Origin of the sequence: Paenibacillus sp. BT-177 (assembly GCF_025846815.2) — a bacterium.
Lineage (GTDB): Bacteria > Bacillota > Bacilli > Paenibacillales > Paenibacillaceae > Paenibacillus > Paenibacillus polymyxa_C.
In genome coordinates this window covers 879911-905417 of record NZ_JAOYTP010000001.1, presented here as the reverse complement: position 1 = coordinate 905417, position 25507 = coordinate 879911, and the positions used below count along the sequence as shown (strand labels likewise).

At 42.8% G+C, this 25507-nt stretch carries 26 protein-coding genes; 19 read left to right on the top strand and 7 right to left on the bottom strand.

Annotated elements, in window-relative coordinates:
- Window positions 1-24 precede the first annotated feature (24 nt).
- From fdhD to OIU26_RS04115, 10 genes are all read left to right on the top strand, one after another.
- Window positions 25-837: a formate dehydrogenase accessory sulfurtransferase FdhD gene (gene fdhD / locus OIU26_RS04160; protein ID WP_013372251.1), complete on the top strand. Its 813-nt coding sequence runs from the start codon at window positions 25-27 to the stop codon at window positions 835-837.
- A gap of 135 nt (window positions 838-972) precedes the next feature.
- Entirely contained in the window at window positions 973-1221 is a 249-nt protein-coding gene (gene moaD, locus OIU26_RS04155; RefSeq protein ID WP_025675143.1) for a molybdopterin converting factor subunit 1, read from the top strand.
- A gap of 63 nt (window positions 1222-1284) precedes the next feature.
- Entirely contained in the window at window positions 1285-1989 is a 705-nt protein-coding gene (locus tag OIU26_RS04150; protein WP_436449015.1) for a molybdenum cofactor biosynthesis protein, read from the top strand.
- An 89-nt stretch (window positions 1990-2078) separates the two neighbouring features.
- Complete coding sequence (locus OIU26_RS04145) at window positions 2079-3158, top strand: thiazole biosynthesis adenylyltransferase ThiF (protein WP_434063631.1); 1080 nt, start codon at window positions 2079-2081, stop codon at window positions 3156-3158.
- A 74-nt stretch (window positions 3159-3232) separates the two neighbouring features.
- Entirely contained in the window at window positions 3233-4048 is an 816-nt protein-coding gene (gene modA, locus OIU26_RS04140) for a molybdate ABC transporter substrate-binding protein (protein WP_264216009.1), read from the top strand.
- Between the two features lie 27 nt (window positions 4049-4075).
- Window positions 4076-4741 carry a molybdate ABC transporter permease subunit gene (modB, locus tag OIU26_RS04135; protein WP_090738696.1) on the top strand — a complete coding sequence of 222 codons (666 nt, stop codon included), beginning with the start codon at window positions 4076-4078 and terminating at the stop codon, window positions 4739-4741.
- A 184-nt stretch (window positions 4742-4925) separates the two neighbouring features.
- Window positions 4926-5273 carry a DUF2294 domain-containing protein gene (locus OIU26_RS04130; RefSeq protein ID WP_013372245.1) on the top strand — a complete coding sequence of 116 codons (348 nt, stop codon included), beginning with the start codon at window positions 4926-4928 and terminating at the stop codon, window positions 5271-5273.
- Between the two features lie 105 nt (window positions 5274-5378).
- Entirely contained in the window at window positions 5379-6116 is a 738-nt protein-coding gene (locus OIU26_RS04125) for a tRNA(His) guanylyltransferase Thg1 family protein (RefSeq protein ID WP_264216008.1), read from the top strand.
- A 3-nt stretch (window positions 6117-6119) separates the two neighbouring features.
- Complete coding sequence (locus tag OIU26_RS04120; protein WP_264216007.1) at window positions 6120-6557, top strand: ATP-binding protein; 438 nt, start codon at window positions 6120-6122, stop codon at window positions 6555-6557.
- Window positions 6558-6583: 26 nt separating this feature from the next.
- Window positions 6584-7414 (top strand): hypothetical protein, encoded by an 831-nt coding sequence (locus tag OIU26_RS04115; RefSeq protein ID WP_013372242.1) that lies wholly within the window; start codon window positions 6584-6586, stop codon window positions 7412-7414.
- 37 nt (window positions 7415-7451) lie between these two features.
- Here OIU26_RS04115 and OIU26_RS04110 read toward each other — a convergent pair whose 3' ends face one another.
- On the bottom strand, window positions 7452-7940 hold the full coding sequence (locus tag OIU26_RS04110) for a hypothetical protein (protein WP_013372241.1): 489 nt from the start codon (window positions 7938-7940) through the stop codon (window positions 7452-7454).
- 334 nt (window positions 7941-8274) lie between these two features.
- Here OIU26_RS04110 and OIU26_RS04105 point away from each other — a divergent pair, with 334 nt between their 5' ends.
- The 4 genes from OIU26_RS04105 to OIU26_RS04090 all read left to right on the top strand — a co-directional run bounded on the left by OIU26_RS04105 (window position 8275) and on the right by OIU26_RS04090 (window position 16945).
- The gene (locus OIU26_RS04105; RefSeq protein ID WP_264216006.1) at window positions 8275-9741 is read left to right on the top strand and encodes an Ig-like domain-containing protein; all 1467 of its coding nucleotides are present in this window, start codon (window positions 8275-8277) and stop codon (window positions 9739-9741) included.
- A 212-nt stretch (window positions 9742-9953) separates the two neighbouring features.
- Complete coding sequence (locus OIU26_RS04100) at window positions 9954-10832, top strand: hypothetical protein (RefSeq protein ID WP_264216005.1); 879 nt, start codon at window positions 9954-9956, stop codon at window positions 10830-10832.
- Between the two features lie 231 nt (window positions 10833-11063).
- Window positions 11064-15656: a fibronectin type III domain-containing protein gene (locus tag OIU26_RS04095; protein WP_264216004.1), complete on the top strand. Its 4593-nt coding sequence runs from the start codon at window positions 11064-11066 to the stop codon at window positions 15654-15656.
- Window positions 15657-16240: 584 nt separating this feature from the next.
- Window positions 16241-16945 carry a hypothetical protein gene (locus tag OIU26_RS04090; protein WP_264216003.1) on the top strand — a complete coding sequence of 235 codons (705 nt, stop codon included), beginning with the start codon at window positions 16241-16243 and terminating at the stop codon, window positions 16943-16945.
- Between the two features lie 197 nt (window positions 16946-17142).
- On the opposite strand, the gene OIU26_RS04085 is transcribed toward OIU26_RS04090, so the two are convergent.
- The 5 genes from OIU26_RS04085 to aiiA form a co-directional block, all read right to left on the bottom strand.
- Window positions 17143-17754, bottom strand: a complete 612-nt coding sequence (locus OIU26_RS04085) for a TetR/AcrR family transcriptional regulator (RefSeq protein WP_264216002.1) — start codon at window positions 17752-17754, stop codon at window positions 17143-17145.
- Window positions 17755-17912: 158 nt separating this feature from the next.
- Entirely contained in the window at window positions 17913-18104 is a 192-nt protein-coding gene (locus OIU26_RS04080; protein WP_264216001.1) for a hypothetical protein, read from the bottom strand.
- A gap of 29 nt (window positions 18105-18133) precedes the next feature.
- Window positions 18134-19522 (bottom strand): amidase, encoded by a 1389-nt coding sequence (locus OIU26_RS04075; protein WP_264216000.1) that lies wholly within the window; start codon window positions 19520-19522, stop codon window positions 18134-18136.
- Window positions 19523-19567: 45 nt separating this feature from the next.
- Window positions 19568-20890, bottom strand: coding sequence for an MFS transporter (locus OIU26_RS04070; protein WP_264215999.1), 1323 nt, complete (start codon window positions 20888-20890; stop codon window positions 19568-19570).
- Window positions 20891-20904: 14 nt separating this feature from the next.
- Window positions 20905-21663: a quorum-quenching N-acyl homoserine lactonase AiiA gene (gene aiiA, locus OIU26_RS04065; protein WP_264215998.1), complete on the bottom strand. Its 759-nt coding sequence runs from the start codon at window positions 21661-21663 to the stop codon at window positions 20905-20907.
- A gap of 237 nt (window positions 21664-21900) precedes the next feature.
- Here aiiA and OIU26_RS04060 point away from each other — a divergent pair, with 237 nt between their 5' ends.
- The 4 genes from OIU26_RS04060 (at window position 21901) to OIU26_RS04045 (ending at window position 23393) form a co-directional block, all read left to right on the top strand.
- Entirely contained in the window at window positions 21901-22149 is a 249-nt protein-coding gene (locus tag OIU26_RS04060; RefSeq protein ID WP_264215997.1) for a hypothetical protein, read from the top strand.
- A gap of 146 nt (window positions 22150-22295) precedes the next feature.
- Window positions 22296-22445 carry a hypothetical protein gene (locus tag OIU26_RS04055; RefSeq protein ID WP_264215996.1) on the top strand — a complete coding sequence of 50 codons (150 nt, stop codon included), beginning with the start codon at window positions 22296-22298 and terminating at the stop codon, window positions 22443-22445.
- 312 nt (window positions 22446-22757) lie between these two features.
- Window positions 22758-23075, top strand: a complete 318-nt coding sequence (locus OIU26_RS04050) for a hypothetical protein (protein ID WP_264215995.1) — start codon at window positions 22758-22760, stop codon at window positions 23073-23075.
- Window positions 23076-23132: 57 nt separating this feature from the next.
- Window positions 23133-23393, top strand: coding sequence for a hypothetical protein (locus OIU26_RS04045; protein WP_264215994.1), 261 nt, complete (start codon window positions 23133-23135; stop codon window positions 23391-23393).
- A 1075-nt stretch (window positions 23394-24468) separates the two neighbouring features.
- On the opposite strand, the gene OIU26_RS04040 is transcribed toward OIU26_RS04045, so the two are convergent.
- Complete coding sequence (locus OIU26_RS04040; protein ID WP_264215993.1) at window positions 24469-24636, bottom strand: hypothetical protein; 168 nt, start codon at window positions 24634-24636, stop codon at window positions 24469-24471.
- A 347-nt stretch (window positions 24637-24983) separates the two neighbouring features.
- On the opposite strand from OIU26_RS04040, the gene OIU26_RS04035 reads away from it, so the two are divergent.
- On the top strand, window positions 24984-25355 hold the full coding sequence (locus tag OIU26_RS04035) for a hypothetical protein (RefSeq protein ID WP_264215992.1): 372 nt from the start codon (window positions 24984-24986) through the stop codon (window positions 25353-25355).
- The last annotated feature ends 152 nt before the right edge of the window (window positions 25356-25507 follow it).

Below are 25507 nucleotides of genomic sequence, written 5' to 3'. Positions count from 1 at the left end.
GTCAGAAACAAGGGAGTTGAGCACATGGAAAAGCCGGCTGAGGTAAAACGCGAGATCCTACGTTACCGGGACGGTCAGATCAAGCGTTTTGAAGACACAGTGGTGACGGAGTATCCGGTGACCATTAAAATCAATCAGCAGGAATTTGCCACCATGGTTTGTACACCAGAGTATGTAGAGGATATGGCAGTAGGCTTTTTGGCCTCTGAAGGCGTCATTCAACGGTATGATGATATCGAAGATATTTGGGTTCAGGAAAAAGAAGGATTTGTTCATATTAAAACCCGTCGGATGAATGAGTTTTATCAAAACTTTCATTCCAAACGATACATTACCTCCTGCTGCGGAAAAAGTAGACAGGGATTTTACTTTATAAATGATGCCAAAGTGGCAAAAAGAATGAATGATGCCCATGTTACGGTATCTTTTGATGACTGTTTTCGGCTGATGAATTTGATGCAAACCTCGGCACATACGTTTCAGGAGACTGGTGGCGTTCACAATGCTGCGCTGTGTGACAAAGACGGAATAATCCTGTCCAGAATGGATATCGGCCGACACAATGCGCTCGATAAAATCTATGGGTACTGCCTAAAGCATGATATTATATTACAAGATAAAATCATCGTATTCAGTGGGCGCATCTCGTCTGAAATTTTGTTGAAGGTTGCGAAAATTGGTTGTGAGGTTGTTTTGTCCAAGTCAGCTCCCACAGAGCTTGCACTTGAATTGGCAGAGGATCTCGGGATTACTACCGTCGGTTTTATACGAAGTCGTTCTTTGAACGTGTACACGCACACGGAGCGGATTGATGAACTGGTAGAATCTAAAATATAATATAAAAAATAATCAATGTAGACCATCATCGTTAACCAGCATGGAATAAAACCTTTCGAGGTATTAGTTCATGTTGGTTTTTCTTGGTGTATATGCGATGGTCAGTCCTTGTACTGAAAGGGGGGAACCTACTTAATGAACTATCATATTCAAGTATTTGCCGGACTTGCAGAACTGATGGGAAAGCCTATGATCACGGTGTCTGCTGATCAGGAAACGATGACCGTCAACGAATTAAAAGACTTGCTGTCCAAATATTTCCCTGAAGCAGCGGCCCAGTTGCAGGGGGCTTTTGTTGCCAGAAATCAAGCCTACGCCGCTCCTGAGGATCTGGTTAGTATACATGATGAGATTGCGATTATTCCTCCGGTTTCAGGAGGATGAGTTTCAATAACAGACTAGGTGAATTCGATAGATAGGGTGTATTAAAGGGGGGGCAGATGCATAATGCAATATCATATTCAATTATTCGCAGGTATGGCGGAACAATTTGGTGACGTGATCACTGTGGAACTTTCACAGGAAACGGTGACCATTGCAGACATTCGAACAAGGCTGAAGGAGCTGTACCCGGAGATAGCTTCACAACTGTCTAGTTCTTTTTTTACCCATCATAAGAAGTTGGCTTCTCCAGATGAACTTGTGCTTCCATCAGACGCAATTGCTCTTCATCAGTCAGCACCCGGAATGGAGACAGTCGTTTCAAAATGTGGCTTATACGCTATTACCTACGATCCGATTGATGCCGATGAGGTAACCTCCAAGGTACACGACCCTTCACATGGGGCTTCATTGACCTTTAATGGTACGACTCGGGAATTTACACAAGGTCAGCGAACGGTGCTGCTTGAATATGAAGCATATGTGCCGATGGCCATGAACACGATGAAGCAGATAGGTGACGAAATTGCAGATCGTTGGCCGTCAACGCGCACTGCTATTACACATCGGCTTGGTACGGTAAGGATTGGAGAGACCAGCGTCGTGATTGCTGTTTCTGCTGCGCACCGTGATGCTTGCTACGAGGCCAGTCGCCATGCTATTGAACGCTTGAAGCAAATCGTACCGATTTGGAAAAAGGAAGTGTGGGAAGACGGCTCGGAGTGGAAGGGGCACCAGCTAGGTGGCTGGAATCCTCATAACACCCCATAACTTCGAGTTAGACGGGACATCTGGACTTTTATCTTGTCTGATCAACTTGCAGCAATTAATGGATAAGAAGTATGGGGGCGTAAATTAACATGTCTGAAATGAAAAAGGACCCAATAACGGATGCTGATGCAAAAGCACACACGCAGGCGTCTCACGCCCGATATTCAAGGCAGGAATTATTCGGAAAAATCGGGCCGACAGGACAAAAAAATATCCGCAGCAAGCATGTATTAATGGTAGGTGCTGGAGCACTGGGAACTGCGAACGCGGACATGCTGGTGCGAGCGGGCATCGGACGGTTGACGTTGGTAGACCGGGATTATGTAGACTGGAGCAACCTGCAACGCCAGCAGCTCTACGACGAAGCGGATGCCCATGAACAGATACCCAAGGCAGTGGCCGCCCAGAGACGATTGCAGCAAATCAATTCGGACGTGGACATCCGTGCACTAGTCCAAGATGTATCACTGGAGGAAATCGGCGATATTGCCGCAGGGGTAGACCTCATCGTAGATGCCACTGATAATTTCGATACACGTCTGCTTTTGAACGATTACGCTGTAAAGCACCAAATCCCCTGGATTTATGGAGCGTGTGTTGGTAGCTACGGGACAACCTTTACGATCGTTCCAGGACAGACACCCTGTCTGCATTGTCTGCTCGGAACTGTACCGCTCGGCGGTGCCACCTGTGATACGGTCGGTATCATTAGTCCAGCTGTACAAATGGTGGCAGCTTACCAAAGTGCCGAAGCATTGAAGCTGCTGACTGGGGACAATTCAGCCTTACAAGGCAAGCTGATTTCCTTCGATCTATGGAATAATCAACATCAGGCGATCCAGATCAGCGCCATGAAAAAAATAGATTGTCCGACATGTGGTGAGCATCCAGTGTATCCATTTCTACAATCGGAGCATCAGGCTAAAACGGCTGTACTGTGCGGACGTGATACGGTTCAGATCCGACCAGTCACGCGTGCTGTACGTGATCTGAACGAAGCGGCACGCCTGCTATCCCGCCAAGGGGGCAAAGTGGAGCATAATCCATATCTAGTATCCGTTGTCATTGGAGCGCATCGGTTGGTTCTTTTTCAGGATGGACGTGTTCTGATCCATGGCACCAAGGATATCGCCGAGGCAAGATCTATTTATCACAAATATTTGGGTTGACTCAATAGATTTGGACCGTTATGAGATTGTATTGTCAACTCATTTCGGAATTTAGAGGACAGGGGAAAAGCAAATTGAAAAAGAGATTCGGGTACATATTCACGTTTGTTGGATTGTTGGCATGGGTTCTGGCTGGGTGTTCGTCTCCGGCTGCTGTACAGTCGACACCGTCCGCACCCAAAACAGAGTTGATTGTATCTGCCGCTGCGAGTCTTCAAGATAGTCTGAATACGCTCAAGGAACAGTATGAAAAGCAGCACCCAGATATCAAGCTTACCTTTAACTATGCGTCATCCGGTACTTTACAGAAACAAATTGAGCAGGGTGCACCCGCTGACGTATTTATTTCGGCAGGTATAAAGCAAATGAAGGCTTTAACCGATGCATCATTAGTGGAAAAAAATAGCGTACTGCTTCAAAATAAACTGGTTGTGGTTGTTCCGCAAGATAAAGCCAAGAGCACAGACAACAAGGGTATTACGCTCAATGATCTGACAAGTCCTTCTTACATGAAGCTTGCCGTTGGGGAACCTACTACTGTTCCGGCCGGACAGTATTCCAAAGAATCGCTGACAAAGGCCGGATTATGGGACAAGCTGGAACCGAAGATGGTATTCGCCAAAGACGTAAGACAGGTATTAAACTATGTTGAAACAGGCAATGCCGATGCTGGACTCGTTTATTTGACAGATGCCAAATCATCCGATAAAACAGTCGTAGCACTAGAAGTACCTGAGGAATTGCATGCACCTATCCTGTATCCAGAAGGTATTGTAAAAGCAACCAAACACAGCAAGGAAGCAGGCGAGTTTGTCGATTTTCTGCGTACAGATGAAGCCATGAGCGTATTCAGTAAAGATGGATTTTCAGCTCCAACAGAAAAGAAATAGAATTCACAGATAAAGGAGGGGGTCCCGTTGGATTGGTCGGCTTTTCTTCCTCCGGTTATCGTATCTGTCAAAGTCGCTGTCGTTGCCAGCATTATTGTCTTTTTATTAGCTACTGTGGTAGCTCGGATGATGGCGAACTGCTCGCTGCGGAGAGGAACCAGCGTGATTGAGACCGTCCTACTTCTTCCGCTCGTTTTGCCGCCCACTGTTGTCGGCTTTATATTGCTCATCTTGCTGGGAAGGAAAAGCTGGATTGGCACTGCCTTTGAAAGTCTGTTCCAGCAGACCATTGTATTTACGTGGGGAGCCGCAGTGGTGGCGGCCGTAGTTGTTGCTTTTCCACTGGCTTATCGGACGATCAAAGCAGGCTTTGAAGCTGTAGATCCCGAGGTAGAGCAGGCTGCACGTGCGCAAGGTGCCAATGAATGGCAAGTGTTTCGCCATATTACGATGCCCCTTGCCTACCGACCGCTCATTTCAGGATACATTCTCGGATTTGCCCGAGGGTTAGGGGAGTTTGGAGCTACACTGATGCTTGCGGGTAATATTCCTGAACAGACTCAAACCCTGCCTACGGCGATTTACACCGCGTCCGAGGTCGGAAATATGACACTCTCCTGGAGTTGGGTAGCCGTCATTATTTTATTCTCTTTTATCATGTTGATGCTGTCGAATCGATTGGTGAAAGATTAGTCTGTTTGGATTCAGTAATATACGCAGTCTGTCCGATCGGGCGGGCTGTGTTTTCTTTTCTACGCGTCCAATGGTAAGTATGTTCCAAGAATCACTTTCGCTTCATCTCTGTTTTATATGATAGGAATCGGTTATGATGGAAATAGTAACAAGGATTTTAGTAGATTTAGGAGAGCGGTGCGATATGAGAAAGGAAACGGGTTTTAACGAAATCATTCGAAAAGTACGTAAAGAGCTATTTGGAAAAGGCCCGGAACGCATACATACAACCTTTGTAGATAATATGGCCATCACAATGCTATACGGCAATTTAACCCCATCCGAAAAATTTCTTGCACAAGAGGTTGCAGGAAGAGAGATGGTGCATGCAGCTCGAACCAAAATGGTACAAAAAATCTATCCTGTACAGTTCAATAAAGAACTGGAGGAGTATATGGATTCCCGCTTACTGCATCTTTTTTCAGATATTAAAGTGGAGGAGGATATAGCCATCTCCGTTTTTGTGTTCGAGGATAATATTGCTGTGAAATAAATAGAAATTGGAACCCACAATATCCATATTGTTGGAGAATTCGGCTGCACCTTTGATTGATTTCGATGTTTGGATGCAATGAAAAGTGAAGGAGCCACATAGTTTATGAAAAAAGATGATTTTGGAAATAGAATGAAGGATTATGAAAATGCTTATAGGTTAAGTCTGCCCCGCCGTTTACCCGTAATTATCAGAATCGATGGTGCTCGTTTTCATACTTTTACACGTGGGATGACGAAACCTTTTGATGAAAAGCTAATCTTTGCATTATGGGAGACGTGCAAATATTTGGCCTATAATATTATGGGCTGTAAACTGGTGTACCATCAGAGTGATGAAATCTCTCTGCTTCTTACGAATTATGACAAATTAACGACACAATCATGGTTTGAAAATAATCTTCAAAAGATGGTGTCTATATCTGCCTCTTTGGCTACTGCTAAATTTAATGAGGAAATCCAGAAAGTTTATCCGGATAAGCCTCTAGCCACTTTTGATGCAAGAGCATGGGTTTTGCCTCACGATGAGGTTGCCAACTACTTTCTATGGAGACAACAAGATGCTACTAAAAACAGCATTTCTATGGTAGCTCAAGCTCATTTTAAGCATTCAGAACTACAAGGATTGAACGGAAGTCAGCTCCAAGACAAGCTTTTTGTGGAAAAAGGACTGAACTGGAACGACCTTCCGGTCTGGCAAAAGCGGGGAATCTGTATTACCAAACAACAGTATAACAAAGGAGAAGCCGTCAGAAGCAAGTGGGATGTTGATCATGACACGCCAATCTTTTCACAAAATAGAGATTATATTAACCAATATGTATACCTGGACAAGGATGTGTGAGGTTTGGAGTGTGTCATTTTTATAGGAATTCAGGCTTCGGGCAAATCGACTTTTTATAAAGAACGATTCTTCAAAACACATATGCGAATAAATCTGGATATGCTTAAAACACGAAATAGGGAAAATATGTACCTTCAGACCTCCATCGAAACGATGCAGCGTTTTGTAGTGGACAATACAAATCCCACAGTCGAAGAACGAAAGAAATATATAGATGCTTGTAAAAACAAGGGATTTAAAATCATTGGCTACTATTTTGAACCTGATTATGCTGAATCTATTAAGCGTAATGAGCAGCGCACAGGCAAAGAGTATATTCCTGAAATCGGTATTAAAAGTGTAATGAGTAAACTAGAGGTCCCAAGTTACGAAGAAGGATTTGATCAAATTTACAGCGTGATTTCGAGTGAAGGGACGTTTCGGATCGAAAAGCAACCATAGAACCGTACAATTTAGGAGGAGCATCCATGAACATACCAGAGAGATTTATCAAACGTTTTCCAGCATACGAGGACGTATTTGCCAGCGATCTTGAACATCACCGCAAACACTTTCTGCCAATTTGCTCGATTAATCTCCAATTTTTATTTCCAGAGCAGGACGAGTGGCTTCATTTTGTTTCCGTAAAAGAAATCCACGAAGGCTGTGTGGGTGAAAATACTCAGCAATTTCATACCTTATATACCAAGGAAGATATGCTGGGATTCGATGTAATTGACGGCAAATACAAATTCGAAGCAGACTGGAATTATTTTAGTCTTCATCAGAAAGCGCAGCTGGAAGCTACCTATGAAGCGCTGAAATCTACCGGGGATAAAGCGTATCTACGTATGAAGAGAGAAGTCATGGCGTTGGACGGACTGGAGCAGGTGTACACAGCTAATGAACAAGATTACGAAGCTCGCAAAGCATTTTTCTTAGAAAATAATAAAATCTATCCTTATTCCTCCTTTGGAGAGGCCAAAAAGTCTGTGGAAGAGCTCACCCACGATTTTGAGGAAAAGCAATCCAGTGGCTGGGGGCTAAGCTTTCCCGAAGTCAACGGTATTCTGGATGATATCGCATTTCAGTCTGATGAGGCTCAAAGCTACATCAAGGAATATGACGAATCCTTGGAAGAGATGCTTAAGTTCGAGCAAACTAACTTGCTTCATGTGCCTAAACGTACCAATGGTGAGACATTTACATATATCGGTTCTTTCACCGGGTATTATTTTCAAGCGTTTGGAGCTGATACGGTTTACTTATTTTATGATCGAGAATTAAAGAAAGCGGTAATTTGCTTCGAGTATTCCTAGGATATAGAAAAAGCTCCCCAGACGGGAGCTTTAAAATTTATTTCTTATTGATCTTCACGTCGTGCTCTTTGGCAAGTGTGTTAACCTGTTCACCAAAATCTCTGAATAGCTTTTTACCCTCGCTTAGCTTGGTATTACCCTCATTAATTAAGTTCAGATCCCCTTTTTCCAACGCATCGACCATCGTAATGAGTGCTTCCTTTTGAGTGCTAACTGCCTTGATGTAGGTTTCGTGGACAGCTCGTACCTCAGGAGTTTCCGTCTTTACTGCTTCAACCTTATCCAGGTATTTGGTGTATTCTGGGATAATATCATCTCGTAACGTATTGTATAGTGTTTCATCATCTGTAAAGTTATCCCCTGTCACGGATTCATATTTTTCAGTTACTGCTTTTTCATCTTGTGCTAACGGAAGCATTCCGTCATTCACATAGGTAATTAAATCTTTTTTTACTGGATCGGTAGAGCAAGCTGACAAAATTGAAAAGCAACACAATACTAGCATAAATACGGTGAGTTTTTTCATCTGTATTCCCCTTTTTTATGTATGTTTATGGGTAATTCGACGCTCATATAGGCTAAAAGTACTACCCATATCTATTTATTATATCGTATAAACAAGAGATTGGTAGGGTTTTTATGGTAAAATAGTGTCTAAAATAAGTTTATTGTCCCAGAATTATCATATAATCTATTGACTCTAGGGGTTTCTAATTTAGGGAATGAAGACTAAAAAATATTTACACAATATATTCCATTAGAACCAAGAATGTTTTATGATAGAGACAACAGCCTAGAATTGCCCTGGTTCTCCAGGGAATAGCGGGAATTCCTTAAACCATTTGAGAGGGGATTTCAGTATGAAGAGGTTCAGAAAGGCTATTTCAGTTATGCTAAGCTTGATGCTCCTGTTTGCTTTTGGGATGACTGCAAACGCGAGTCAAGGTACAGAGTTGAACAAGGAAAAACAAGCTATTGAAGCTGATTCCAGTTTTCAGCTAACAACGAACAACGAAGATGTTATTGAGCATTTAACCCGGGTGGACAAGCCTGAAGGTATTACATCCTCCGTTTATAACATGCAGGAAAATATCAATTTTAAAGCACCAGAGACATTCTCTTTGAAAAGGGAGACCCTTCCTTCCCTGAAAGCTAGTCCAACGGCAGCCACAGCTTCTTCTGCTACGTATTCAGGTACAATTACGGAAGAGGGAGGCACGCAGTTTTTATATCCGATTTATGTGAAGCCAGGTGAATTGTTGCAGGCACAGTTGGATGGTCCATTTTCAGAGCAGCTTGACTATGACTTATACTTGTACGAATTTGATATGACAACAGGGGATGTCAACCCCAATGCTATTGACGCCTCCACCTATGGAACCTATTTTAACAAGTATGAACAGGGATCGGCATCACTTCCTGAAAACGTAGGAAGCCGCAATGCTACCGGATCTGAGAAAGCTTACGCAGTTGCAGTCCATTCCAAAAAGGGATCGAGCATAAATGATCCTTTCTATTTAACCGTGGATGTAAACTCCCAATATGATGCCTATGAACCGGATGAGAGTGCTTTTCATGCCTATAACTTTACATTTAGTACAGGGGGATCTACCCTTAATTCACGCTCCATTCATTCAGGAATTGACAATGATTGGTATCAAATCACAATTCCTGCGAATCGCAATTATGATGGTTTGAATGTCAAACTGGACAGCACTTCGGAAAGCTACGGTTACAAAGCGGAAGTTTATGGGGCTCTTAGTGGCAACCAAATGGCGCTTCTGCCGCAAACCAATCATAGTGTCACTTTGAATACGGGAACCTACTATGTGCGAGTGTACACCACAAACCAGTATTCACCCGACCATTTATATGCACTCACACTTAAACCAGTACTTCGGGCTGGAAAAATTGTAATTAACGGTTATGATTCTAAAAACGGTCCGAATGACTATCCATCCTACTCTTACGGTCGCCATTATCGGGTTAATGGAAACACCAGCCTGACTGTAAAGGGTGTTGTTACTACAACGGATAATTATCCAGTAGCAAATGCACCAGTTAATGTGACATGGTTGAACCAGAACTGGACTGAAAGCAGCGGGAATCGAACTCGTACAGGTATTGGTTATACGGATCAAAATGGAGCCTTTAGTGTGACCCTTTCCCTGCCGCATTCTACGGGAAGTATTGCAGAATACTTGTCTGGTCCCATAAGCTTTACACATTACTATGATCTTTCAGGTGTAGCTGCCCAGGTGTCAGGTACTTCACTTACAGCTACAGATATTGTATATCACTTTGCTTATAGCATTTATGGCGGTTGATGTACTGTTCTATTAAGCAATGACAACGTCAGATTGTTTATTTTAACAATTTATATTCAGAGTCAGGATCTTGCTTCAAAAATTGTTCATTTTTAGGACAAAGCATATATTCATTCCATATATGCTTTGTCCGATATATATAGCAACAGGGTTACATTACATTGTACATACGCCTTAGATTGCCTGTTACAAACATGACAGGAGGAAGTAGAATGAATTTTGAACCTCTTAAAGCACAACAAGCGGTTCTTAGCTCTGGTAGCTTACGGATCAATCCGACAAGCAAGCAAGTTCCGTCCCCCCAGCTACATGAAGAAAAAGTGTCCAGGTTCGTCGTTCAGGACACCGTGGAGATTAGTGAAGCTGGCAGAAAGCTGGCTGAGGGGGATATCATGTCACATGCTGCCAAGTATTTTGGCACAACTCAGATCAACGATGCATTAAACCGGGTTTTGGAGGGCCAACCGGAAGAAGTATCCGATGCTGTGTACAATATGATTCAATCCAATTTTATCGTCGATGGAACGGTAACGGATGAGAAGCAGCGCGCGGTATTGCTGGAGATGGGAGTTTCCCAGTCCAAGTATATTGCGGATCATTACATGGAAGGCGATAAAGCCAAGGAATTTATGCAAACCATGAACCAGATAGCTGGTATTGCCTTGACACGAACCATTGATTCAGAGACCGGAGATATTAGCTACACGACTCCTACAGATCGTCCGATAGGTGCCCCTGAGGACTACGTCAAGCTGTCGGAAGTGATGAAACAGGTCGATCCTCAAAAATATACTGCGTTCATGAATGACATTAAGGGTGGAGGAAATGGATTAAGCCAGCTGTTGAGTTTTGCACAAAAGGTTCCTAAAAACCCCGATTGGATTAATAAATACAAGGAACGTACAGAACAGACTGAAGAGCTGTTAAATAAACCACAGTTAACGAATAGGTTTGACAAAGCGGATACATCCTCAGCTTCCGCGTTTATGAATAGTATGCAAAATCTTCTTAAGGAATCTTCTGCTCCTGAGGATTCTTACATGCAGAATATGCGGGGATTTTTTCGGAACTTGGGTGTTCAGGCCAATTAAAGTTTCAAAAGGGTCTCTGGGATGAGTGTTTCGAAAATTTATTACAGTTCATTTTGCTGTTCTGTTTACATCCTGTTTGGAACGAAGTATAATAACTTCAAAACATACTCGTGAAATTGAGGAAGCACCTCAAACTTAGGCATTACTGCCTTCGTTTGAGGTGCTTTTTCTATTTTAGCCAAAGCGAGTACGTAGAACTCTTTGAAAATAAAATAAAGTAAGGAGAAGTGTATGTATCGAAAAAATAAACGAAAGGTTAGGAAGCATAGTAAATGGGCGTATGGAGTACTGGCTTTACTCCTCTTATTAATGATCATTCCCATATTCCCGGAAAGGGTATCGGCTGCTACCCAAGAAATCATCGGAGGTCCTTTTTGCCAAAACAATTTGCCAGGTGGGGGCGACAGTTGGGGCTCTTGGTCAGGAAGTGGGATAGGAGCAACGGAAGTATACACTGGCATGGGTTCGGCAAGGTATAAATGTGATGGGACTACACAGCCAACAAATCGTTTTATTGATATTGGAAGATCTATTAAGACTTCTGATTACAGGGTTTTTGTTTACATTGAGGGGTCTTATCATACCGATATATATACATCTAATGCCGCAGCAGGGGACAGTTGGAGACCTAACGGAACGAATTTATATACATGGACTAATGTAACGAAATTCTATGCCAATAGCGATTACCAGGGAAAATGGATAGATATCACCGACTCTATTACATTAAGGGATGTTCGATATTTCAGAGCGATGGGAACTAGTCAACAGACAAGTAATGAAATATCCAGGTTTGGAATCCGTATTATTCCCAAATCAGACTTGATGCCTAAACCACCCCAGATTCACGCAGACGCAGAGGGACAAGCTGTTACAGGGTGGACCAAAAAGCCTGTAACCGTGTGGATCGATGGAGATGTAGCTCCTGAAGGATTAAAATACTATGAATATAGCCTGAATGGAGGAGTATTTCAGCAATATATCGGGCCTTTCACTGTCTATGATCATGGTGTAAATACAATTTATGCTCGTACAGTGGATGTGAATAACCAGTATAGTGGTCTTTCTTCCGCGAATGCCCGGATAGACAGGATGCCACCCACTCCCCCCAATATAGACGTAACAGGAAACAGTAATGAATATGCCGTTTCATTACAACCGGGTGCAGACGATTATTCTGGACTAGCTCATACTCAATTTCGGTTGACCGGCGTTGTGAATCAGGATTGGCAGAATTACGGTGGAGTGTTTCATGTGAATCAAGACGGCAAAAGCACGATATATGCTCGTTCCATTGATAGTGTCGGTAATATGAGCCAGGAGGTAAGCAAAGAAGTCACGATTGATAAAAAAGGGCCGACGGCTCCTCTTATACGGGCTAGCGAAACAAGTCCAACAAACCGTGATGTGAATATTGCCATTGAGTCAGGAAGTGACTCTACAAATGGAATTAAGATGACACAGTATCGTTTGAGTCCAACAGGGGAGTGGCTGACATACAATGGCACTTTTACATTGAATGCAGAAGGGAGTTATGAGCTATCAGCGCGGACGATCAATAATCTTGATGTGTCTAGTCCAATTGTGACTCAATCGGTCCTGATTGATCGTACCAAACCAACCCCTCCGAAAGTTGCGTTTTCTGAGGTAACGAATCCTACCCGATATATCAATAAGCCAGTACAATTTATGCTCTCGGGTGCAACGGATACTACAGCTGTACATTATGAATATCAATTGGGGTCTGGCGCTTATGTGCCTGGTTCATCGGGAATATTAAATAGTTCGGGAATTGTAGAAGTGACTGCCCAAGCTGTAGATGCAGCTGGAAATCGAAGCGTTCCGGTGACCGCAAAAACTTATATCGATTTGGAACGGCCGAGCATCCAACTGACACCCAACTCGCGTGAATGGAAAGATACCCATATTGACGTGAGGATACGATACGCCGACCAGCACTCGGGGATTGAACCATCGACAATGCAGTATAAAATTACGAACAGCCCCGATTCACCCGAAAACTGGGAGGCTGCAGCCGATCCCATAGTCCAGCTGGATCTTTCAAATGAAGGTGAATGGTATGTCCATGCGAGGGTAAAAGACCAGGCAGGAAACATCTACGAAACGGTCAGCAGTGCACTTCGCATTCAAAAGCAACCGCAGTCGGTTGTACTGTCGGCAACATCTGTACGCAACACAGAGGTTGATTTGCAATGGACTCTACCCTCTGGTCTTAACGATGGTTATGTCTATACAGTCCGGAATCTAACAACAAATGAGGTTTGGGATGTTAGCCATCCAACCAATTCTTTTACAGATAGAGGGCTACAAGGAGGACATGAATATGAGTATGAAGTGCGTTGTAGTAATCATGTAGGTGGCAATGCGTATTCCAATCGAGTGCATGTATTAACGTTACCTGATGCCCCAGATCACGTCCAGTTGCGACCGGTCTCTCGTCATTCAGCAGAAATTATGGCCGACTTTACGCCAGTATTTTCAGCTAATAAATATAGTATTACAGCAGCGGACGCAAGTACGGGAGAAATCATATTTAAGGATACGGTTACACAGGATGTGTATAACTCAATTAAGGGAATGGAGCCTGGTAAGTATTACGAAGTTTCTGTATCCGCTATAAACGACACGGGAGAGGGGGCAGCAAAGCATGTATCTTTTTTAAGTCTACCAGACAGCCCAAGCGGATTCCGAAATGTAACCGTAAGAGAAGATGGAATCGACTTGAAGTGGAATTCTGTAATCACTGCCACCTACTACGCCCTTGAGCGAGACGAGGTCTCGGTTTATAACGATGTGTATACAGAATTTACCGATACTGAGCTTCAGGCAGGAACGGAGTATAGCTATCGTATAACTGCCGAAAATGCAACAGGATTTGGAGACTACGCTCATCTCGGCGTTATGACATTGCCAGATCGGGTAACTACACTTTCAAGTGTAACCAAGGATGTATATTCTGTCGGTGTAGCGTGGCAAGATGTACAGGGGGCTGAAGGGTACATCTTGAATGTTAACGATGAACCAAAGGTGCAGATTCCGCGTGGTATCCGTTCATATACTTTTGAGGGCTTGCCAGCAGGCAGATCTGCCAATATTAAAATTCGGGCTTACAATCGAAGTGGCACGGGTCGGGATACATCTATCAACGTATTAACAAAATCTAATTCACCTATACAACTTGCAGCTGTAGATGTTCGCGAGCATAATGCCACATTGATATGGGCTCCGGTTGATGGGGCAACTCAATATAAGGTAACAATCAACGGTCAAAATTATTATAGTACGGAAGCACGGGTAGTTGTATCTGGTTTAGCAGGTGGGAAAAACTACGATTTTCAAGTGAGCAGTAGGAACAGCAGTGGTTACAGCCCACCAGCGTTGGGTCAACTGCTGACGCTTCCGCCTCAGGTACAAAATGTAAAAGTCACGGAACTTGGGAATGGAAGGATTTCACTGACCTGGGATGAAATCAAGAGCACTTCACAATATGCTGTAATCCGCAAAGATACAGGAGAAATTTTTAACACTAGAAAGGCTAATATTATACTTTCAGACATCCAGCCCGGTATAATTTACTCGTTTAGTATACAGGCGATGAATACAACGGGGGAAGGCGACATAACTCCTCTTACGTATCGCGCGTTGCCAGGTCAAATAGCAGATCGTAGCTTGGTTGTGAAAAGCGTAACGGATACCGATCTGCTTATTACGTGGCAAGAAGCTCCAGGTGCAGATGCTTATAATGTCTATAAAAATGAGATGCTTATTGGTCATACGATTGCTCACGAGTTTAAAGTAGACGGTTTAGACAGTTCTACATTGTATCGTATTACTGTTAAGCCAGTGAACACAAGCGGTGAAGGTAAGCGGGCAGAAGGTGAGGTGGAGACGCTACCGTCTCCAGAATTTGCGTTTTCCAAGATAGAAACAACCAATAGAGAATTTATCATCCATTGGGAGTCAGAACATGAAAATGATATTTTCGTCCTCGCCAGTGAAGAAGGAACTGAGCTATATCGTGGCAAGGATCGAGGTTTTATCTGGAGACAACTGAGAGAGAAGCAATTGTATACCGTTCAACTTTGGGCAGAAAATAGTCAAGGAAAACGCACGGAGGCAAAACAAGCAAACGGCAAAACTACAGGGAACACTGTGGATACAGGTGGTGGAGCAGGAGGCGCAGGGAGTGCAAAACCGATTCAGACTGTTGTAGAGGAGCCGACAGAAACAAAAACAGAGTTCTTTCAAGGCTTAACAATCGAGACGAAGCCAAATCATTTTAGTGACATCGAGCGGGTATTTAATAGAGAGAAAATAAATGCGCTTGCCGATTTGGGCGTAGTGAAGGGGACATCCAGCACGCTTTTTGAACCAAACAGACCTGTAACACGTATGGAATTCACTTCGATGCTTGTTCGTTCTCTAAAATTACCGCTCGAAACGGATATGGCTCTAGAATTCGAGGATATTAATCCATCGGCGTGGTACGTTGATCTACTCAAAACAGCAATTAAGGATCAAGTCGCTCGAGGTTTTAGCAGCAAAGTGTTTGGTCCAGATCGGGTCATAAACCGGGAGCAGGCCGCTAAAATGGTGAATAACATTATCAAGGCAACACCACAGCAAGAAAGCAGTGTATACTCAGATTCCTCTCAAATTGTAGAGTGGGCCAGGAAGGATGTACTTGGCCTAACCGAGATTAATTTAGTGCAAGGATATCCAGATGGCAGCTTCCGTGCCAAACAGGAAGTTACGCGTGCGGAAGCTGCTGAGATGATTTATAATATGCTTCAAATGAAATAACCGAAATTAGGGAGGGGGGCTGTGAGTAACGGTAATAATTGAGACTTATTTGGTTGATAACTGAGACATTTTTGGGTATATGTTTGAGACATTTTTAAACCAATAGAAACAAAACCCCTTGTTTCTATTGGTTTTTTTGTGTTTCTATTTACTATATATATTCTATATATGCTAACATATGGTACAAGGTCAGAAATATAATAGGCATTCCGTCTGTACAGTATGTTGGATGGAATACGGGATTGATACCTCAGATAACATGTGGAAATCAATTAATGACTGGGTTGGTATGATTGAGAGAACACGGGAGATTCTAAAGAATACACAATCGGTGAGTGAAATAGCACGTCGACTAGAAAGGTCCAATAATACTGTGTACAAGATCATGGGATATTTAAATAAAAATAAGCTTTTGTCAAGGGAGTTATCTAAAAAATTCGGTCCAACCAGAACATGTAGTAGTGGTTTGGTACAGATTTTTAGAGGGCTTTTAAATTGGGAGGGTAAACTCGGATTACTACAGAACTCAAGAGCGATTTTAGGTTGGAATATTAACGTTCTACTATTATTTATTTGATCCTGCTGTGCAACGGTATTTTATATTTAATGCCCTATTTGATAAAGAACATTATCAAAGGAAAACAATAGAACGTCAGAATTATAACAGTGCTGAACTTGTAGATCAATTGGAGAAAGCTCTTCAAACATTTGTGTATGAAAATCTTAAAATATCTCATAAGGCAATTGCTCGATGTCTAAAAATTCCATTTTATTCCTTTGAAGTAAACAGACTGGGTAATAGAATCTCTAAAGCAATTAGAAAGCAAAACCACAATAAGAAAAAGTTAAAGGAAAAATATCTTTGGTCACTTGCAAATGAGTACATCAAAACACACGATCATGAACAAATTACATTAAGGGATGTACTCACATTTTTAGAGATGTCTTATAGCAATATAATCACGAATTATAACGAATTAAACAATAAAATAACTTCAAAAATAGAAGAAACTAAAGAGAAACTAAGACAGAAAAGAATCAATAAATATAAGGCTGATGTAGACTTCGTGATTTCCGATTTGCTCCAAAAAGCCGGCCGGATAACAGTTTGTACAGTATTAGAATACACGGGGGTATCTTACCATACTTTATATAAATCTATGCACGAAGTATTACTGTATATCCGTAAGGAGAAAGATAGACTAAATTTTAATAAAATCCCCAAGTGCTGTACAAATCTCTTCAACTCGCATAGCAGCCATTGGCAGAAAAAAAGGGTTGTCCCATAAGTCATAAAAATGACTAGGGACGTCCTATTCTCCAATTGTAAAACAATAAGAAACCGTTCCTGGGTAAAATGGAGGTACCACCCGACCATTTGAAAGGATATGGTTTTTTTGTACATTCAATATACCATTATGAGATAAAAAGAGGAGTTACGCAGGACTATCCCTCATCCATGTTATATGGCTTTGTGGCCCCTCAATTAATGTCTATTAGCTCTTAAACCTTCAATAAATATGCGGTGTAATCCATCAAGAACTCGTTGGCTTGTAAAGCCTTCATCTTGGAGATGGTAATCGATATTGTGAAGCACGGCCAGCAGGGCTTCAATAGTATATGAAATGTCCACCCCGGATAGGTCTCCCTGTTCAACGGCCTCATTTAGCAGATTTCTGCTTATATTGCGCATCCATTGACATAACGGAGATTGTAACGGACGATGCCCGGTTGAGGCCCGGCTGACCTCACAGAGCCAAGGAACTTTCGCTTCTAAAAAAGAGACATATCTTACGATTACATGGTAAAGCCGGTCCAAGGCAGCGGTTTCTGGGGATTGACCAAGAAATGCTTGAACTTCATCAAACAAAGGTTGGTATTCTTCATACGCGATCTCCTGACATATGTCGCCCTTATCCGAGTAGCGGCGGTATAGGCTTGCTTGTCCTACTCCAGCAGTCTTCGCAATCTGATGCATATTGACATTGTAAACACCATTTTTGATGAAAAGTTCTCTAGCTGCCGCCAAAATTCGTCTTCGGTTTAACTCCTCTCTGGGAATTTTCAGAGAGACAGATTGCGATTCTGAATTCACCATAAACATCTCCCTTCATCATTAATTTAACTGTTATTTAATACGAAAAACGGACAATATGTCCGTTTTTCGTGTATAGGACATGTTGTCCGTCTTCATAATTATAATACATTTCGTGAACAATTAAAAATACATTCATTTGGGTGACCGATGAGCTTTTTTTATTTCTTGGTATAGTGCTTTTTGTAAATTGGAGGCAAATGTGGTTCAATGCCCGATAGGTCCAGTTCCTTTAAACTTGCGATCGTATGAATAAACTGCTCGTATGCTTTTTTCTTGTCGCTCGTCGTATCTGTTCCGGTTTCGGTTGATGCTTTCCTGCTAACTTCAGAGTTAAATTGCTTTTGATCCATAGATTACCCTCCATCAAATATAGTCAGGCTTACAAATCCGGATGTCTCTTGTGCCAGTCTGTATTCATTTCATAAGTATTGCCGATACCTAGTACTGTCGCTTCTTCGAAGGGGCGGCCAATCAATTGCATATTAATCGGCAGACCGGAAGGTGAGCAGCCGCAAGGCATGCTCAGGCTAGGCAAGCCAGTCAAATTGGTCGGAACCGTAAATGAGTTCAATCTGAATACACTAGCATCATCATCTGCACGTGGCGCAGTGATCGGTGTTGCCGGCGTCAACAAGATGTCGATTCCGGACAATGCATTCAAAAAATCATTGACAATTAGTTGCCGGGCCCGCTGAGACTGAAGGTAAATGGAAGCCGGAATATCTCTACTGCTTTCAAGAAACATTCGGACGTCCGGTCCATACTGTTCCAATTCTGTCTCAAGCCACTTCTCGTGGTACGAGTACATTTCCGTCATCATAATGGCCATCGTCGCACTTCTAACATGTTTGATCAGGGGCAGGCTAACTTCGATGATTTCTGCTCCCAGTTCTCGGAATTTATTGATAGCGGCCTTCATCGCAGCTTCCACTTCCGGCATCAAATCCTCGTAATAGTAGCTTGTCGGCAATCCGATACGCACACCTCTGAGACCATTCGGATACATCTTGATACCTGGCGCAGGCAGATCGACAGTCGATTCATCCTTTGGATCGAAGCCAGACATCACATCCAAGCACAGGGACGCATCCATGACACAGCGGGTCAACGGACCCGGGTGGTCCAATGACCAGGCCATTGGAATGATACCATACCGACTGACCCGACCGTACGTCGGCTTCATCCCTACGACACCGCACAAAGCAGCGGGTATGCGGATCGAACCTCCGGTATCCGAGCCTGTGCCCAGATAAGTAAGTCCAGCCGCTAAAGCAGAAGCCGAACCGCCGCTTGAACCTCCCGTTACAAGTTCAGTGTTCCACGGATTGAGGCAAGGACCGAAGTGCGGGCTAGTTGTTGTCAATCCCGCAGCGAACTCGTGAGTCTGTACTTTGCCTAGCAGAACTGTTCCAGCCTCATGTAGCTTAGCTGCAACCGTCGAATCGTAATCGGGGACGAAGCTGTTCAATATTTTTGAACCGGCAGTTGTTCGGATCCCTTTAGTGTAATATAGATCCTTATGAACGATGGGAATCCCGTGAAGGGACCCTTTGTACCGACCATGCATAATATCGCGTTCCGATTGCTTCGCTTGTTCAATCGCCAGTTCGGACGTTTGGGTAACGAAAACGTTCAGTTTCGGATTCAAACGTTCGATGCGGTGAAGCGCATGTTCTGTAATCTCTACCGGGGATATTTTCCTTGCTCGGATCCCCTCGGCCAGCTCATGAATAGCAGCAAAGGACAGTTGGGAATTTAATTTACTCATCTATTCATCCTCCGTATCTTTCGGATATGTCGTAAGTCTACCAAACTAATTACCATAGCTTCCGTTAGGATTTGCTTTTCTTGCGAATAAGTATGTCAGGATTGCCAACAGGGAAATGGTAAAATAAACAACAAAAAAAGGCATCTTTAGATCAATCATTCGGCCGACCAGCGCAGGGCCGAATGCTCCGCCTAGGAGATAGGCCAGTGTGAAAATACCCATCCCCACACCCAGCTCAGCCGAACGGAGTGTCGTCGAAACTAAATTGCTGCTAGAGGTGAGGACACCGTTGAATCCAATCATAAGGATAATGATCAATAAAGCGTCGATCCATGGCGGCAAATGTACGGATACCCCCAGTAGTATAAATCCGCTGATGACGAGACTTTGCGATATGACAAGCACGCGGGAGCTTCCGAAACGATCTGTCCAACCTCCGATCCGGGATCCGAGCAAGGCTGCACAGACGGCACCGGGAAGCATCAGCAGACCGATTTTACTAGTTGGTAAATGAAAGGAATTCTTCATCATGACAGGAAGAGTAAAGGTTAACCCCGTGTTGCATACGAAGGTAAGGAATCCAATCCCTAGAATTCGTCGGTAAGGAGCATTTTTCATGAAAGATGCATCGATAAATGGATGTTCTTTTTTCTGAATATGAGTACCGAACCATAGAAGAACTGCTGCTCCTGCAATGAGCATAAACCAATAGTTCGTAACCCCTAGCAACACCAACGCCAGTCCCGCGGAGAACAAAACAGCTCCGAGAAAATCGAATGAACCGCGGTCGTGTTTCTTGTCAGGAACATACTTGAATATCAAAGGGATAACAAATAGGCTCAGACTGGACACGATGAACAAAGCACGCCAGCCAAAGTATTGCTCCACGAAACCGCCGAACACAGGCCCGAAGCCGGAAGCAAAGGCAATTGTGGCGGATAAGGTTCCCAGCACCCGTCCCTTGACTGTAGGCTTAAAATACAGGGTTACTGCCGCATAAGACAGGGGAGAGATGGATGAGGCCCCTGCTGCCTGCAGCAGTCTTCCAATGATGACTTGCAAGTATGAAGCTGCAAAAAAGCCGATCATAGAGCCGAAAGCTAAAAGGATTAAACCAATGACATACAGCTGGCGAAAGGAAAAGGACTCCGTTAACTTGCCGTAAGTACCGGCGCCGATAGCCATCAAAATGCTGTAACCGACCATAACCCAGCTCACCTGCGAGGAGGTCAAGGCAAAGTCAGCGGAAATCGAAGGTATAGACAAATTAAACATGGTCATATTGATGTTTCCGAAAATAATGAGCAAGCAAAGTGTCCCCATTAATTTCCGCTCATTGCCAGATAAAGCCATTGATTGAGTATCCATAGCCTATCCCCCCATTACAGGAAGTCAGGAAAGGTGCGGCATTTTTGCGCCTGATCTCTATCGTGTCCCAAGAAAACATAGGACGGCCGAACATCCTGAATTAACTCCTGCATGCGAGTAATCGATTTGGCAGCTATCTCTTGATCGAATGTCAAGAACGGTACGCTATTCTCGAAGTTCTCCCAAGTATAAGCAACATCAATTGTCAGTAGCACTGGACCCGACTTTTCCGTTGTGACAAGGACTGATTGATGGCCAGGGGAATGACCCGGAGTGAATAAAATTTGAACCCCCGGAATCAATTCATGGTCACCCTCAATGATTTGATATTGTAAATCGGGCAGCCTGCACTCTAATGGAGAGTAATCCTCATTGTTTATGGCCGCATCATACTCTGCCCTTTGAATAAGGATCGGCGTATTGCGGAAATGCCCGTTTCCCCCAGAATGATCCAAGTGTAAATGGGAGCTAATGACCATTTGAATATCGTCAGGTCGATAACCGACACGCTTTAACACATTTACGATCGAGTCGCCGTCAGACATGTTGGGGACGACGCGCCCCTCACGTCTAGTCCCCTTGTAGTAATCGGGATTGTTGATAAAAGCGTCGGGCATTCCCGTATCGATGAGTATCGGCCCGCTGGTCGTTTCCAATAGAAAAGACCACACAGGCATTCCGACTAATTTCCCGGGGGCAAGGGTTCGATTAACTGCCGATTGATCTAGGAAACATTCACCTACAGGTAAAAAATACAACTTTTCAATATACATCCCAGTTTCACCCTTCATATTATAAATTCGGACAGTTTGTCCGTTTTGTTTTGATTATATCGGACAAATTGTCCGATGTCAATTTGTCATCGGCGGTTGGGCTTCGGCAAAAGCCTTACACCTGCAACAATACGCCAAGCTAAAGAATGTCGCCTAGGTGGAGTGCAAAGAAACAACGGGGCTGCGTTAAAGCCGCAGTGTACAAAAACCAAGGGGATCGCAATTGATAAGTACTCAGTGGGAAATCGAAACGCTCATCATATTATTGGACAAGAATTTGATAAAGTTGCCGGTGTAATAAACGAGCGTTTTTATTACAACGATTGTGGGCAGCTTTTGTCTACTAGAGAAGCGGGGGCACCTCCCTATCGTATGGACAAAATGCTGTACCAAATGCTAACGAGAGCACGACAGGAGATTACTGTTGTAATCTATAAAAACAAGGATATGCTGAATGCCTGTTTGAAGATAATGGGCTTAAAATGATTGATTGTAGTCAGGAGATAACAATGTTTCGGTTCAGCCATCAATCCAGCGGGAGAAAATTTTTAGAGGTAAAGATTGATTGAATAACTGCTACGGGCTGTGGAGTCGATCAGTTGGACTTAATTAATAAGGAAAGGATGAGTTTTATGAAACTAAGCCTAAGTCGAAAAGCTAATCTTGAAGGTATGCTGATAGTAGATCAAGTTACAATTGGAGGGCCGGCGGTAGAGGAGAACATCCGGTTTGAAGTATGGAGAAATGAATCGGTGAAATTAAGGTTTTTGATCGATTGGTAAAGTTAGATAAAGAACCTTTTTCGACTGTAGATCAAGTAATCAAATATATTGGAACCTATTGAGTTCAATTGATTGAGGACCTGGAAGCGGCTGCGGAGTCAATCAGATCGATTGGGGAAGTGGCCAGCCTGTAGCCGGGTGCAGGTCGATATGTATGCCAATAATTGAGGACTTGAAAAGGGGGATTTTTTATATGTATACCAATACCCGGAAAGATTCTTTCGAAACCTGAGACACAGATATGATATCTTTTTGAATGCCGAAAAGAAGCCTGACCGTCTCATAATGCTCAAGTACCTGGTGGACGAGCTCATGGACAATAAGATAGATATTCATCTATATCATTTTGGTATGTATCTGCTCTACCCTTACGCATCCCGGAAGCAAGAAGAAGATGCAGAGGCAGTTGGCAAAAAGCGATCCGAGTTTATTAGTCATCTGCTACGATTTGAATTGAAAGGCAACGATGAATTTGTATCTGAAGTGTGGTCCGATTTAATCTTACGACGGTACCCCGAAGTAGGAGAGGAAATTGTGACAGTGCCCTCTTTTAGTCAGCTTAGAATACTATTTACAGCGGATAACTTCGGAATCACATCGGAACATATTATTAGGATGCGGATTGGATAGAACCGATCTCCTGGGCTGGAACTGAAAGTCAGGAAGTGGGTTGGGGAGAAGGACCCGATGACTCCGCAGCCGAAAAAAGATGGAATGATTGAAGATCTGATTACACTTGGACACGAAGGCAGCGGCAATGGCCTGCGGCATTTTGTTGCCGGTAAGCCGATCCAAGCGGGTAGCTACATGGAGGTTAAATTTGGGGACGGCTGGATACCAGGGAGATACGAGTGGTCATTTGAGAAAGATAGCCCGATTAGAATTCACTCCTCTCGGCACGAATGGATTTCGGTCCATGAGGGGCATCTAGTCCGGGTGAAAGCTTGAATGTTGTCATGCTGTACACGTTACTGACTTACAGGATCTTGGGGAGTCAGCGGTTATTGTGATCAAATGGTGGAAAAACCACGGCATGGAGACAACTGCAGAGATTTAAGGATTGGTGGGATGAAATGTTTAAGAGATTCAAATTTTGCTTCAGGCTTTATCAAGGGCGTTCGCTTGAAACTGTTTGCATAAGTTTTATATTTAGTTTTCTCGTTGGATTATTCTTGTATTTAGGTCATGCACCAGGTTTCATGGTTGTCAATCGACATTATGGCATTCTTCTTGGATTGCTTAGCTTTAACACGAATAGTCTGGTGGCTACGAGTTCCTGGTAAAGGGACGAATATTTACGGCTATTTTCGGTGGGATAATACGATAGAAATTCATATCGGAAAGGTTAAATCACCAATGGAGTTTCAGCGTCGGATTAGAAACACAATCAAATATGCTCGTGAAAAAGGATATCTTATTGAATACACTTCCGGCATATTGACGTAGGTATGAGTTACGGTAATAGATGAGACGAATTTGGCTATACTTTTTTTGGTATATGTCTGAGACTTTTTTAGCCGGGCAGATCGCCTACAGTTTACTCAAACGGATGTTGTGTCGCTGTTGCGGTTCAGGTAGAACCAGTAGCTAAAAGGAATCTACTGGTTCTCATTTCTCTTCACAGTTATAGAATGACGAGTGATCATATTAGGGTGTGATTATGTTATTGTTGGAGGATAAGTCTCAGTTATAAAGCAAGAAAGTATCACTTATAACTAGAAATTTTAGGAATGTAAGAATAACTTTTGTCTCAAGTATAGCCATTACTCATAGAGGCGTTGTCCAGCCCCCTTTTTGTATTTTGTACTGGCTTATTCCGCAATAGCGGGATTTATATTGGACGCTCTGTAGGCAGGAACGCCATTGATTAGCGCGGTTCTTAGTTGAATGTATCGGATACCATAATAGGTGGTTGTATTATTCAATCCAGAGGAAAGTACAGCTATTTTATAATATGAAAAAGGAATTTCATTACTAAACTGATAGGTTATTTTTGCAGTGCTTGGTACAGCCTCGACTTGTCCTAACCTTTACCGCTTAAGCTGCTCTCCCAATAGAGATTATTATCGATCAAAACATTTTTCGGAAAAGTATTTTTGGTATCTCCATTCGTTGAAACGTTATCTTCAGCTATAACGACAGGTTCCATGGAAAACGAATAACTATCTGGATTTTGACTGAATTTTGTCATGTTGAACTGCCTCCCTTAGTTATTATTTCTAATTTGCTAAATATGTTGTTGTATATGATCTATATGAAACTCTCAATGAATGTATTCCTTAATTAAAAAAGGCATAATCATAAATGAGTGGCCAAGCATTATAATAGCAACCAGTTATTTCATGACATACTAGCAATGGACGGGATAAGAACCTACGTAATTAAAAATTCAAACGATATAGGAGGAAATAAGAAAAGGGTGCTATTTTCGGGTCTTTAACAAGCTCATTCTAAAGGCTAGGCTAATTTATATCGAAAAAGATTGAGAGAAACAATATAAATAACTATTTTAGGTGCGAGAAGGAGAATGTATGGAATATGAAAATATACTCTTATTATTTAGCAGATGGCGTATTCCCTTTGGATTGGGAAGTTTGTTTTAATACTGTTGAGGAATACAAAACCAAATTATTTGAGAAGTATACCGCTTCCCAAGAGTCCAATGATTTTGTAATAGGTGGATTTCATGTGCTTACCGATAAAATAGATGCAATTCTGAATTATGCTTTAGAGGATTTTCGAAAAGAATTTCCTTATAATTATGAGTTGCGTTGTCCCGCTATGATCTTCCCGTTGCCAAGAGGCGATGAGAGTAATGGTGCTGAGTTCGCTATTATTTTAAAACGAGATGAGGATGGAGATACGATAGTCTATTCCCCACTTCCATTGTCATATTTAGAAAAAAGTTAATACTCTACTGAAAGAAAATGGGGAAATCAAGTGATGAATAATGTAAAGCTATCCCGTGTTTCCCTCTGGCTATAGGAGTGCGTTGATTTGTGTCGAAGAGATCTCTAAGTTTCAAATTAAGTATTGGAGATTGCTCCAGAAAGATATCCGGC

Coding starts and splice junctions, on each gene's coding strand:
- OIU26_RS04105 (WP_264216006.1), top strand. CDS start 8,275: ATGAAGAGGTTCAGAAAGGCTATTTCAGTTATGCTAAGCTTGATGCTC.
- OIU26_RS04070 (WP_264215999.1), bottom strand. CDS start 20,890: ATGGATACTCAATCAATGGCTTTATCTGGCAATGAGCGGAAATTAATG.
- OIU26_RS04100 (WP_264216005.1), top strand. CDS start 9,954: ATGAATTTTGAACCTCTTAAAGCACAACAAGCGGTTCTTAGCTCTGGT.
- OIU26_RS04055 (WP_264215996.1), top strand. CDS start 22,296: ATGAAACTAAGCCTAAGTCGAAAAGCTAATCTTGAAGGTATGCTGATA.
- OIU26_RS04115 (WP_013372242.1), top strand. CDS start 6,584: ATGAACATACCAGAGAGATTTATCAAACGTTTTCCAGCATACGAGGAC.
- aiiA (WP_264215998.1), bottom strand. CDS start 21,663: ATGTATATTGAAAAGTTGTATTTTTTACCTGTAGGTGAATGTTTCCTA.
- OIU26_RS04040 (WP_264215993.1), bottom strand. CDS start 24,636: ATGACAAAATTCAGTCAAAATCCAGATAGTTATTCGTTTTCCATGGAA.
- OIU26_RS04095 (WP_264216004.1), top strand. CDS start 11,064: ATGTATCGAAAAAATAAACGAAAGGTTAGGAAGCATAGTAAATGGGCG.
- OIU26_RS04075 (WP_264216000.1), bottom strand. CDS start 19,522: ATGAGTAAATTAAATTCCCAACTGTCCTTTGCTGCTATTCATGAGCTG.
- OIU26_RS04035 (WP_264215992.1), top strand. CDS start 24,984: ATGAAAATATACTCTTATTATTTAGCAGATGGCGTATTCCCTTTGGAT.
- OIU26_RS04145 (WP_434063631.1), top strand. CDS start 2,079: ATGTCTGAAATGAAAAAGGACCCAATAACGGATGCTGATGCAAAAGCA.
- moaD (WP_025675143.1), top strand. CDS start 973: ATGAACTATCATATTCAAGTATTTGCCGGACTTGCAGAACTGATGGGA.
- OIU26_RS04050 (WP_264215995.1), top strand. CDS start 22,758: ATGGACAATAAGATAGATATTCATCTATATCATTTTGGTATGTATCTG.
- OIU26_RS04150 (WP_436449015.1), top strand. CDS start 1,285: ATGCAATATCATATTCAATTATTCGCAGGTATGGCGGAACAATTTGGT.
- OIU26_RS04130 (WP_013372245.1), top strand. CDS start 4,926: ATGAGAAAGGAAACGGGTTTTAACGAAATCATTCGAAAAGTACGTAAA.
- OIU26_RS04085 (WP_264216002.1), bottom strand. CDS start 17,754: ATGGTGAATTCAGAATCGCAATCTGTCTCTCTGAAAATTCCCAGAGAG.
- OIU26_RS04080 (WP_264216001.1), bottom strand. CDS start 18,104: ATGGATCAAAAGCAATTTAACTCTGAAGTTAGCAGGAAAGCATCAACC.
- OIU26_RS04110 (WP_013372241.1), bottom strand. CDS start 7,940: ATGAAAAAACTCACCGTATTTATGCTAGTATTGTGTTGCTTTTCAATT.
- OIU26_RS04045 (WP_264215994.1), top strand. CDS start 23,133: ATGACTCCGCAGCCGAAAAAAGATGGAATGATTGAAGATCTGATTACA.
- OIU26_RS04125 (WP_264216008.1), top strand. CDS start 5,379: ATGAAAAAAGATGATTTTGGAAATAGAATGAAGGATTATGAAAATGCT.
- fdhD (WP_013372251.1), top strand. CDS start 25: ATGGAAAAGCCGGCTGAGGTAAAACGCGAGATCCTACGTTACCGGGAC.